The following is a 10,441-nucleotide window of genomic DNA, read 5'->3' on the forward strand; positions in this document are numbered from 1 at the left end:
CACGCGAAACGCCGCCGCGGAAGGGTTTGCCGATGACCGCCGACGACCTGCTGGCCCGACACCGGGCCGTGCTCCCGTCCTGGATGCCGCTCTACTACGCCGAACCGATCGAGCTGGTCGCCGGGTCCGGCCGTCGGGTGACCGACGCCCAGGGCCGCAGCTACCTGGACTTCTTCGGTGGCGTGCTGACCAACATGATCGGTTACGACATTCCGGAGATCCGCGAGGCGGTGCAGCGGCAACTGGACACCGGCCTGGTGCACACCTCCACCCTCTACCTGATCCGGCAGCAGGTGGAGCTGGCCGAGAAGATCGTCCAGGTGGCAGGCATCCCGGACGCCCGGGTCTTCTTCACCAACTCCGGCACCGAGGCGAACGAGGCGGCGCTGCTGGCCGCGACCAGCTACCGCCGCTCGCACCAGATCCTCGCCGTACGCAACTCGTACCACGGCCGGTCGTACGCGGCGATGGGCGTCACCGGCAACCGGGGCTGGACGGCCAGCGCGCACAGCCCGCTCCAGGTGGCCTGGCTGCACTCGGGGGAGCGGCTGCGCGGGCTGCTCGCCCGGCTGCCCGCCGACGACCGGATCGACGCCGCCGTGGAGGACCTGCGCGAGGTGCTCGCCACCCAGACCAGCGGTGACGTGGCGTGTCTGATCGCCGAGCCGGTCCAGGGGGTCGGCGGTTTCGTCGCCCCGCCCGACGGGTTGTTCGCCGGCTGGCGCAAGGTACTCGACGAGCACGGCATCCTGCTCATCTCCGACGAGGTGCAGACCGGGTGGGGGCGCACCGGCGCGCACTTCTGGGGGTACCAGGCGCACGGGGTCACCCCGGACCTGCTCACCTTCGCCAAGGGCATCGGCAACGGCTTCGCCCTGGCCGGGGTGGTCGGCCGGGCCGAGATCATGGAGTCGGTGCCGGCGGTCAGTTTCTCCACCTTCGGCGGGAATCCGCTCGCCACCGCCGCCGGCAACGCCGTCCTGGACTACCTGCGTGACCACGACCTCCAGGCCAACGCGGCCCGGGTGGGCGCGATCCTCGTCGACGGGCTGCGCGCCGCGGTCGCCGACCTCGACGGGGTGGCCGAGATCCGGGGCCGGGGGCTGATGCTCGCCGTGGAGTTCGTCCAGCCGGGTGGCACGGAACCCGATCCGGCGCTGACCGGCCGGGTCGTCGAGGCGTGCCGGGCGGGCGGCCTGCTGGTCGGCAAGGGCGGCCTGTACGGCAACGTGGTGCGGATGGGTCCACCGTTGACCCTCACCGAGGCCGAGGCCCGCGAGGGGCTGGCCATCCTGGTCGAGGCGATCCGTTCGACGGTGGCGGCGGAGGCGGCGCGGTGACCGGGGCGACCCGGCAGACGTCACCCGGCGCGCCGGCCGCGCCCACAGTGGACGGTACCCGGATCGGGCACTTCGTCGACGGTAAGCGGATCGACGGGACGTCCGGCCGGCACGGGGACGTGTTCGACCCGGCGACGGGCCGGCGTACCGGCCGGGTGGCGCTGGCCGGCGCGGCGGACGTCGCGGTGGCGGTCGAGGCGGCCGAGCGGGCCGCCCGGAGCTGGCGGGACGCCTCGCTGGCCCGGCGCACGGCGGTGCTGTTCGCGTTCCGTGAGCTGGTCCACGCCCGCCGGGACCGGCTCGCCGAGGTGATCACCGCCGAGCACGGCAAGGTGCTCGCCGACGCCGCCGGCGAGGTGCAACGCGGCCTTGAGGTGATCGAGTACGCCTGCGGCGTCGCCTCGGCGCTGCGCGGGCGGTTCAGTGAGAACGTCTCCACCGGGGTCGACTCGTACAGCCTGCGGCAGCCGCTGGGGGTGGTGGCGGTGATCTCGCCGTTCAACTTCCCGGTGATGGTGCCGCTGTGGTTCGTGCCGGTGGCGGTGGCCTGCGGCAACGCGGTGGTGCTCAAGCCGAGCGAGAAGGACCCGGGCGCGGCGCTGCTGCTGGCCGAGTGGTTCGTCGAGGCGGGCCTGCCGGCCGGGGTGCTCAACGTGGTCAACGGCGACGCCGAGGCGGTCGACGCGTTGCTGGACCACCCCGGCGTGCGGGCGGTGTCGTTCGTCGGTTCCACCCCGGTCGCCCGGCACGTGCACCGGCGCGCGACGCTCACCGGCAAGCGGGTGCAGGCCCTCGGCGGCGCGAAGAACCACCTGGTGGTGCTTCCGGACGCCGATCTGGACCTGGCCGCCGACGCGGCGGTCAACGCCGGGTTCGGCTCGGCGGGCGAGCGGTGCATGGCGATCTCCGCGCTGGTCGCGGTGGAGCCGGTCGCCGACGCCCTGGTGGCGCGGATCGCCGCGCGGATGGCCGGGCTGCGCACCGGCGACGGGCGGCGCGGCTGCGACATGGGTCCGCTGGTGACCGCCGCGCACGCGGCCCGGGTACGCGGGTACGTGGCGGCCGGGGTGGCCGCCGGGGCGGTGCCGGTGGTCGACGGCCGGGACGTCACGCCGGACGGGGACCCGAACGGGTTCTGGCTGGGTCCGACGTTGTTCGACCGGGTCACCCCGGACATGTCGATCTACACCGACGAGATCTTCGGCCCGGTGCTCGGTGTCGTCCGGGTCGACTCGTACGACGCGGCGGTGGCGCTGGTCAACGCCAACCCGTACGGCAACGGCACGGCGGTCTTCACCAACGATGGTGGCGCGGCCCGGCGCTTCCAGCACGAGGTGGAGGTGGGCATGGTGGGCATCAACGTGCCGATCCCGGTGCCGATGGCGTACTACTCGTTCGGCGGGTGGAAGGCGTCCCTCTTCGGTGACCTGCATGCCCACGGCGAGGACGGGGTGCGGTTCTTCACCCGGGGCAAGGTGGTCACCAGCCGCTGGCCCGACCCGCGCCACGGCGGGGTGAACCTCGGCTTCCCCACCCAGACCTGAGCAGCCACGGCACAGCCAGCAGGCACGGGTGACCGTGTCTGGTAGCGGGGCCGTGCGGACGTACGGTCAGAATGGTGCGGGTCCGCGGCCTGCCAGCGACATCAACACCTGCGTGGCGAGTAGTTTGCGTAAGCCGGTGACGGCGACCGTTCCGACGCGATCGTAGGGCAGTTCCAACTGCAGTCCCTCGACGGCGTTGCGAAGGTCCGTCGTGATCTCGTCCGGCCGGAAGGTGCCACCCCAGCCGTTGAGTCCACCGCGTTGGTTGGTGCTGAGGGAAGCCATGCCGGATATGCGTGCGCCGCCGGACAGGATCAGCCTCGCCGGACCCGAGTAGGTCGTCGTCAAAGTCATCAGCCTTTCAGGGTGAACGCTGCGCACCTCGGCCCCCGGCTGCGGTCATCAGGAGCCGGGGCGTCGGGCTGTGCTCCATCGGGACCAGGGTCGTACGTGCCCCGACCATCAGGGCGGCGGCGCTGTGGAACGTGGCGCGTAGCGGGAGGGGTCTGCGTCGGCTCACGCCTGGCCGGGCGGCCCTGGTCGCTCAGCCGCGGTCGCCGTGGTGAGCGATGGAAACGCCGAACGGCGGCCCGCTGAACCAGTCGGGCCGCCGTGCGTGGAGTGTGGATCAGAGCGGGCGGATGTTCTCCGCCTGCGGGCCCTTCTGGCCCTGGGTGATGTCGAACTCCACCTTCTGGTTCTCGTCGAGGCTGCGGAAGCCGCTCGCCGAGATCGCGGAGAAGTGGGCGAACACGTCGGCACCGCCGTCGTCGGGGCTGATGAAGCCGAAGCCCTTGTCGGCGTTGAACCACTTCACGGTACCTGTAGTCATGTCTGCTCCTCTGCAGGCTGTGGAGAGACCGCACTGCGCGGACCCTTAGCCGCCGAGTTGATAACCCGCATCGAAACGACACGAAAAACGAAAAGCGCCCGGATGGATTTTAGATAACCCATCAGGCGCCCGGAAACGTCTACGGAAATCAAAACTGCAACATGTTTACCGTAGCACACGATCCGTCGCGACTCCGGGGCGGGGGTGGCAATCGCCCTATCCATCGATGTTCGCCATCGCGCCAACCGCGGCCGGAGGCGTCCCGGCGAAAGACCCAACCGGTCGGCGGCATCGACGGAATTCGGTCACGAGCGACCCTGGGAAGAGTCGAGATCGACACCCCTCCCGTCGACGGGCGGGTCCGGCACGAACAGCGGGTGAAGGGCCGCTGGATCGGTGATCCCCGGCAGGTCGCGGGCGGCGAGCCAGGCCGCCGCGGAGGCACCGTCGCCGGCCGGACGCAGGGGCGCGACCGGCCACCGCCGGGCCAGTTCCGCGGTGACGGCGACGGCCAGTGGGGTGCCACCGGTGAGCAGACCGCCGCCGAGGACCACCGGGTCCACCGCGCCGGCCGGTCGGATCCGCGCGACGCTGTCGGCCAGCAGCCCGGCGGCCCGCTCGATCAGCGTGACGGCGACCGGTTCGGTCTCGGCGGCGGCGGCGACCACCAGCGGGGCGAGCCGGGCCAGCTCCACCGCCGGCCGGCGGGTGACCGCCTGCACCACCGCGTCCACGGTCTCCCGGGGCCGGTCGGCGACCTGATCGTCCCCCAGCAGGGTGGCGAGCACCCGGCGGCCCAGTGGCCCCGGCGTCCGGGCCGCGTCCAGGTCGGCGAGCAGACGCCGGACCGCCTCCCGGCCCAGCCAGAATCCGGAGCCGGCGTCGCCGAGCAGCCAGCCGTGCCCGTCGGCGACCCGGTCCAGTCGCCACCGGCACACCTGGGCGGCGATCGCCCCGGTCCCGGCGATCAGGATCGTGCCGTCGGCTGCGGCGGTGCCGGAGGCGTACCCGACGAGGGCGTCGCTGTGCACCGTGTACGGGCAGCGCAGGCCGGCCTCGGACCAGGCCCGGTCGAAGGCGGCCCGGCCGGCCGGGTCGGCGCGCAACCGGCCGGCCCCGGCCAGCCCGATCGCTCCGGCGCGGACCCGGGTCGGGTCGACGCCGTGCAGCGCGCCGCGCAGCGCCGTAAGCAGTTCCGCGGCGGCCTGCTCCGCGCCGTGGCTGGTGGGGTTGCCGCCGCCGGCCCGGCCGGTGCCGAGGCGTTCGCCGGTGAGGGTCAGGGCGGTGGCCCGGGTGGACGTACCCCCGACGTCGAGGCCGACCACGATGGTGCCGGACATCCGCGCGGGCCTCCCCGGGGTGCGCTGGTGTGGGGGTGTCCATGCTGGTCGGTGCGGTGCCGCAGGGCAAGACCGGGGGCCGGCGGCGGGCCGTGCGCCAGGTAACAGTTTGAAAACTTCGCCCATGGTCTTGACAGGAAGGGGCCTTCAGTAAGAACTTTTACCACTAACAGTTAACACTCTTTTCCGAAAGGCGTGTCGATGGCCGAGCTCGAGACGGACACCACCGCGGCGACCGCGGTGGTCGATGCCGAGCCCGTCGACCGGCGCGGCGCGGACGGGGTGCTGGCCAGGGTCCGGGCCGGCGCCGCCGAGCTGACGGGAGCGTTGCGCCGGGTCGCCGAGCAGGTGCTCGCCGACCCGGAGGCGGCGGCCCGCGCCACCATCGTCGAACTGGCCGAACGCAGCGGCACCTCACCGGCGACCATCACCCGGTTCTGCCGGGCGATGGGCTTCGACGGCTACGCCGACCTGCGCCTGGGCATCGCCTCCGAGACCGGCCGGGCCCGCTCGGCCGGCTGGACCGTCGACATCGGGCGGGAGATCCAGCCCGGCGACCCGCTGGAACGGGTGCTCGACCAGATCATGGCCGCCGACACCCGGGCCATGCACGACACCGCCACCCTGCTCGACCTCGCCGAGGTCGAACGGGCCGCCGTCGCCATCGCCGGCGCCGCCCGGGTCAACATCTTCGGGGCCAGCGGCAGCGCACTGGTCGGCGAGGAGATGCAGTTCAGCCTGCACCGCATCGGGGTCGCCGCGTGGGCCTGGAGCGACGTGCACGAGGGGCTGGCCAGCGCCGCGCTGCTCGGCCCCGGCGACGTGGCGCTGGGCATCTCGCACACCGGGCAGACCCGGGAGACCATCGAGATGCTCGCCGAGGCGGGCAGCCGGGGGGCCACCACCGTGGCGCTGACCGGGTTCCCGCGCTCCCCGCTCGCCGAACTGGCCGACATCGTCCTGCTCACCGCCAGCCAGGCCACCACCTTCCGGCCGGACGCGTTGTCCGCCCGGCACCCCCAACTCGTCGTGCTCGACCTGCTCTACATCGCCGTGGCGCAGCGCACCCACGACCGCGCCCACGCGGCCTTCCGGCGTACCGCCCAGGCCGTGCAGGGGCACAAGGCCGCGAAGGGGACCACCTCATGATCAGTGCCCAGGGGTACGCGCGGGCCGTCCGGCCCGTCCTCGACCGGCTGCTCGACACCCAGGCCGAGGCGATCGGCCGGGCCGCCGACCTGATCGCGGCCAGCCTGCGGGCCGGCGGTGTGCTCCAGGCGTTCGGGGCCGGCCACTCCGAGGCGTTCGCCGCCGAACTGGTGGCCCGCGCCGGCGGCCTGGTCCCCACCAACCGGATCGGCCTGCACGACCTGGTGCTGCACGGCGACGCCCCACGCGACGTGCTCACCGACCCCAAGCTGGAACGCGACCCGGCCGTGGCCCACCAGCTCTACCCGCTGGCCCGGCCGCAGCCGGCCGACGTCTTCCTGATCGCCTCCCAGTCCGGCATCAACGGCTCGGTGGTCGAGCTGGCGACGCTGGTCACCGGGCACGGCCATCCGCTCATCGCGGTCACCTCGGTCGCGCACACCGCACGGGTCGCACCCCGCCACCCGTCCGGGCGTCGACTCGCCGAACTCGCCGACGTCGTGCTGGACAACGGCGCACCGTACGGCGACGCACTGCTGCCGCTGGAGGGCGGCGGCGCGGTCTGTGCGGTCTCCTCGGTCACCTCCGCGCTGCTGGCGCAACTGGTGACCGCGGAGGTCGTCCGACGGTTCCACCAGGCCGGAGAGGTACCCCCTATCTACCTCTCCGCCAACGTCCCCGGTGGGGACGCGCACAACCTCGCCCTCGAGTCGCGGTACGCCGGGCGTCTCCGGCGGACCGCCTGACCCGGACACCCAAGGAGAGACGACGATGTCGAATACCCCCGAGACCCCCGCCGCGCTGAGCCGGCGCACCCTGCTGGGCCGCACCGCCGCGGCGGGCCTGCTCGCCACGCCGGTGGTCAGCCTGCTGGGCGCCTGCGCCACCAGCGGCTCCGACGAGACCCCCACCAAGGCCGAGGAGGGCACCAAGAGCGCCGCCAACCCGCTGGGTGTCGCCGAGGACGCCCCGCTGGAGGTGGTCATCTTCAACGGCGGCTACGGCGAGAAGTACGCCACCGACGTGCACGAGCCGCTGTACAAGAAGGCGTTCCCCAAGGCGGAGATCAAGCACCAGTCCACCCAGGCGGTCTCCACCATCCTCCAGCCCCGGTTCGCCTCGGGCAACCCGCCGGAGTTCGTGAACAACTCCGGCGAGAAGCTGATCGACTTCGGGTCGCTGGTGGCCGACGGGCAGCTGATGGACCTCACCGAGCTGTGGGACGCCCCGTCGGTCGACGACCCGAGCAAGAAGGTCCGCGACACCGTCGTCCCCGGCACGGTCGAGGCGGGCTCGTTCAACGGCAAGCCGTACGTGCTGTACTACGTCTCCACCGTCTTCGGCATCTGGTACTCGGGCAAGCTGTTCAAGGAGAACGGCTGGGCCCCGGCGAAGACCTGGTCGGAGTTCACCGCCCTGCTCGACGGCATCAAGTCCAAGGGCATCACCCCGTACGGCTACGCCGGGGCGAACGCGGCCTACTACCAGTGGAACGTGATCCTGACCCACGCCGCGAAGATCGGCGGCACCGACGTGCTCAAGAACATCGACAACCTGGAGGACGGTGCCTGGCAGCAGGACGCCGTGAAGCAGGCGGCGCAGGCGTGGGAGGAGATCGGCGCCAAGTACGTCGACAAGAGCTTCGAGGGGCTCAAGCACACCGACGTGCAGCTCCGGCAGAACCAGTACAAGCTGGCCTTCTACCCCAGCGGCGACTGGCTGGAGGGCGAGCAGAAGAAGGACACCCCGGCCGGCTTCGAGTACCAGCTCATGCCGGTGCCGAGCCTCACCGGCTCGGACAAGCTGCCGGCCACCGCCGTGCGGGCCACCGCCGGTGAGGGCTACTTCGTCTCGGCCAAGAGCAAGAACCCGCGCGGTGGTCTGGAGTACATGCGCCAGATGCTCTCGGTGGCCGGGGCGAAGGGCTTCACCGAGGTGGTCAAGGCCCCGACCGTGGTCACCGCCGGCAGCGCGGGCTTCGCCTTCCCGCCGGGGGTGGCCAGCTCCCAGGCCGCCCTCGCCGCCGCCGGCAAGGACGTGTTCAACCTGTACTTCGACGGCTGGTACAAGGAGCTGGACACCGAGGCGCGCACCGCCACCAACGAGCTGATGTTCGGCCGGATCAAGGCCGACGCCTTCGTGGAGCGGATCCAGAAGCGGGCCGACGCCATCAAGAAGGACAGCTCCGTCGCCAAGTTCACGCGCTGACCGATCGGAGAAGCGGGATCATGCGGCACGGCAAGTATCCGTTCGTGATCGGGTTCCTGTTCGCCCCGGTCACGCTGTACGTGGTCTTCGTCATCGCACCGTACGCGCAGGCGTTCCAGATCTCGATGACCAACTGGCGGGGGCTGTCCGCCCCGCAGTGGGTGGGCTTCGACAACTACCGGCGGCTGCTCGACGACGGGCGCTTCTGGCAGGCGGTCCAGCACCACGGCGTACTGCTGCTTGCCCTGCCGCTGATCACGATCGCCATCGCGTTGTTCTTCGCCTTCCTGCTCAACGTGGGCGGGCGCAGCGTGGGCGGCCAGCGGCAGGGGGTCCGGGGGTCGAAGTTCTACCGGGTGGTGTTCTTCTTCCCCCAGGTCCTGGCGGTGGCCATCATCGCGGTGCTGTTCCAGATGGTGTACCGGCCCAACGAGTCCGGCCTGATCAACGGCGTGCTGATGAAGCTCGGGCTGGACCCGGTGCTGTTCCTGATCCGGCCGAACCTGGCCCTGTGGTCGATCATCGCGGTGCTGGTCTGGCAGGCCGTTGGCTTCTACGTGGTGCTCTTCTCGGCCGGGATGGCCTCCATCCCGGGGGAGATCTACGAGGCGGCCGAGATGGACGGGGCGAGCAAGGTGATGCTGTTCTTCCGGGTCACCCTGCCGCTGCTCTGGGACACCCTCCAGGTGGCCTGGGTCTATCTCGGCATCGCCGCGTTCGACGCGTTCGCCATCGTCGCGGTGCTCTCGGTGGACAGCGGCGGCCCGGACGGCGCGACGACGGTGCTGGCGGTGGAGATCTACCGCAACGCCTTCGTCTACTCGAAGTACGGCTACGCCTCGGCGATGGGTGTGGCGCTGTTCTTCCTCACCCTCACGTTCGCGGCGCTGACGCTGCGGTTGACCAAGCGGGAAAGCGTGGAGTACTGAGATGGCCGCACAGACGACGCTGCCGCCGGCCGCGGCGGACACCCCGCCCGGCCGGCCCGCCCCCCGCGCCCGCCGGGGCCGGGGCGCGCACCACGAGGTACGACTGTTCAGCGGGCTCGGTCAGGTGGCACTCGCCGTCTGGGCGGTGATCGTCATCGTGCCGATCCTCTGGACGTTCCTGGCCGCGTTCAAGAACACCGGCGAGATCTTCAGCAGCCCGTGGACGCTGCCGGCGGAGCTGCGCTGGGAGAACTTCGGCCGGGCCTGGACCAAGGCGCACGTCGGCCGCTACTTCCTCAACAGCGTCTTCGTGGTGTCGTGCAGCACCTTCGGCACCATGCTGTTCGGTTCGATGGCCGCGTACGTGCTGGCCCGGTACAAGTTCCGGGGCAACCGGGCGATCTACTACCTGTTCGTCTCCGGGTTGGCCTTCCCGGTCTTCCTGGCGCTGGTGCCGCTGTTCTTCGTGGTCCGCAACCTGGGCCTGCTGGACACCCACACCGGCGTGATCCTGGTCTACATCGCCTACTCGCTGCCGTTCACCATCTTCTTCCTGGCCGCGTTCTTCCGGACGCTGCCGAACTCGGTGGCCGAGGCCGGCATGATCGACGGCTGCTCGCACACCCGGCTGTTCTTCCAGGTGATGTTGCCGATGGCGAAGCCGGGCCTGATCAGCGTGGCGATCTTCAACATCATCGGGCAGTGGGCGCAGTACCAGTTGCCCCTGGTGCTGCTCTCCAACGCCAAGGACAAGTGGGTGCTCACCCAGGGCATCGCCGACATCTCGGTCAACGCCGGCTACGAGGCCGACTGGTCCGGCCTGTTCGCCGCCCTGACCATCGCCATCCTTCCGATGATCATCGTGTACGCGATCTTCCAGCGGCAGATCCAGTCCGGCCTGACCTCCGGCGCGGTCAAGTGACCGGGCGGCGTGGCGGGGTCCCCTCACCCCGCCACCCCGCCGGTGACCCGGGGTGCCCCGACGGGTGATCCGGGCCGGGTGTGTCACAGGGGCGGGGCAGAATCGGGCCGTGGCGGTGCTGGCGGTGGCGGCGGGGGAGCGGGGCGGGGGTGCCCTCCGGCCGCTGGACGCCGCCGG

At 71.5% G+C, this 10,441-nt stretch carries 10 protein-coding genes; 7 read left to right on the forward strand and 3 right to left on the reverse strand.

Going from position 1 to position 10,441, the window contains the following annotated elements; translation table 11 throughout:
• The first annotated feature begins 32 nt into the window (after positions 1 to 32).
• Both H1A17_RS24960 and H1A17_RS24965 read left to right on the forward strand, forming a co-directional pair.
• Positions 33 to 1,340, forward strand: a complete 1,308-nt coding sequence (locus tag H1A17_RS24960; protein ID WP_145920789.1) for an aspartate aminotransferase family protein — start codon at positions 33 to 35, stop codon at positions 1,338 to 1,340.
• A 62-nt stretch (positions 1,341 to 1,402) separates the two neighbouring features.
• Entirely contained in the window at positions 1,403 to 2,884 is a 1,482-nt protein-coding gene (locus H1A17_RS24965; protein ID WP_370517091.1) for a CoA-acylating methylmalonate-semialdehyde dehydrogenase, read from the forward strand.
• Between the two features lie 66 nt (positions 2,885 to 2,950).
• Here the strand turns inward: H1A17_RS24965 and H1A17_RS24970 are convergent, their stop codons facing one another.
• From H1A17_RS24970 to H1A17_RS24980, 3 genes are all read right to left on the reverse strand, one after another.
• Positions 2,951 to 3,265, reverse strand: a complete 315-nt coding sequence (locus H1A17_RS24970) for a hypothetical protein (RefSeq protein WP_240762281.1) — start codon at positions 3,263 to 3,265, stop codon at positions 2,951 to 2,953.
• Between the two features lie 247 nt (positions 3,266 to 3,512).
• Positions 3,513 to 3,716 carry a cold-shock protein gene (locus H1A17_RS24975; RefSeq protein ID WP_013283833.1) on the reverse strand — a complete coding sequence of 68 codons (204 nt, stop codon included), beginning with the start codon at positions 3,714 to 3,716 and terminating at the stop codon, positions 3,513 to 3,515.
• 305 nt (positions 3,717 to 4,021) lie between these two features.
• Positions 4,022 to 5,056 (reverse strand): N-acetylglucosamine kinase, encoded by a 1,035-nt coding sequence (locus H1A17_RS24980; RefSeq protein ID WP_145920788.1) that lies wholly within the window; start codon positions 5,054 to 5,056, stop codon positions 4,022 to 4,024.
• Positions 5,057 to 5,257: 201 nt separating this feature from the next.
• On the opposite strand from H1A17_RS24980, the gene H1A17_RS24985 reads away from it, so the two are divergent.
• The 5 genes from H1A17_RS24985 to H1A17_RS25005 are packed head-to-tail and all read left to right on the forward strand — an operon-like array spanning position 5,258 to position 10,264.
• On the forward strand, positions 5,258 to 6,205 hold the full coding sequence (locus H1A17_RS24985; RefSeq protein ID WP_194823032.1) for a MurR/RpiR family transcriptional regulator: 948 nt from the start codon (positions 5,258 to 5,260) through the stop codon (positions 6,203 to 6,205).
• Positions 6,202 to 6,951 carry a sugar isomerase domain-containing protein gene (locus H1A17_RS24990; RefSeq protein WP_088645680.1) on the forward strand — a complete coding sequence of 250 codons (750 nt, stop codon included), beginning with the start codon at positions 6,202 to 6,204 and terminating at the stop codon, positions 6,949 to 6,951. Before H1A17_RS24985 ends, H1A17_RS24990 begins: the two co-directional genes overlap by 4 nt.
• Before the next feature lie 25 nt (positions 6,952 to 6,976).
• Complete coding sequence (gene ngcE, locus H1A17_RS24995) at positions 6,977 to 8,413, forward strand: N-acetylglucosamine/diacetylchitobiose ABC transporter substrate-binding protein (RefSeq protein WP_145920785.1); 1,437 nt, start codon at positions 6,977 to 6,979, stop codon at positions 8,411 to 8,413.
• A gap of 20 nt (positions 8,414 to 8,433) precedes the next feature.
• The gene (locus H1A17_RS25000) at positions 8,434 to 9,342 is read left to right on the forward strand and encodes a carbohydrate ABC transporter permease (RefSeq protein WP_088645682.1); all 909 of its coding nucleotides are present in this window, start codon (positions 8,434 to 8,436) and stop codon (positions 9,340 to 9,342) included.
• Position 9,343: 1 nt separating this feature from the next.
• The gene (locus H1A17_RS25005; protein ID WP_228544182.1) at positions 9,344 to 10,264 is read left to right on the forward strand and encodes a carbohydrate ABC transporter permease; all 921 of its coding nucleotides are present in this window, start codon (positions 9,344 to 9,346) and stop codon (positions 10,262 to 10,264) included.
• Positions 10,265 to 10,441: the final 177 nt, after the last annotated feature.

The sequence above is a fragment of the Micromonospora sp. S-DT3-3-22 genome, assembly GCF_015354745.1.
Classification (GTDB): Bacteria; Actinomycetota; Actinomycetes; order Mycobacteriales; family Micromonosporaceae; genus Micromonospora; species Micromonospora wenchangensis.

Excerpts from the sequence above, each read along its gene's own strand:
- H1A17_RS25000 (WP_088645682.1), top strand. The coding sequence starts at position 8,434 with ATGCGGCACGGCAAGTATCCGTTCGTGATCGGGTTCCTGTTCGCCCCG.
- H1A17_RS24980 (WP_145920788.1), bottom strand. The coding sequence starts at position 5,056 with ATGTCCGGCACCATCGTGGTCGGCCTCGACGTCGGGGGTACGTCCACC.
- H1A17_RS24960 (WP_145920789.1), top strand. The coding sequence starts at position 33 with ATGACCGCCGACGACCTGCTGGCCCGACACCGGGCCGTGCTCCCGTCC.
- H1A17_RS24975 (WP_013283833.1), bottom strand. The coding sequence starts at position 3,716 with ATGACTACAGGTACCGTGAAGTGGTTCAACGCCGACAAGGGCTTCGGC.
- H1A17_RS24990 (WP_088645680.1), top strand. The coding sequence starts at position 6,202 with ATGATCAGTGCCCAGGGGTACGCGCGGGCCGTCCGGCCCGTCCTCGAC.
- H1A17_RS24985 (WP_194823032.1), top strand. The coding sequence starts at position 5,258 with ATGGCCGAGCTCGAGACGGACACCACCGCGGCGACCGCGGTGGTCGAT.
- ngcE (WP_145920785.1), top strand. The coding sequence starts at position 6,977 with ATGTCGAATACCCCCGAGACCCCCGCCGCGCTGAGCCGGCGCACCCTG.
- H1A17_RS25005 (WP_228544182.1), top strand. The coding sequence starts at position 9,344 with ATGGCCGCACAGACGACGCTGCCGCCGGCCGCGGCGGACACCCCGCCC.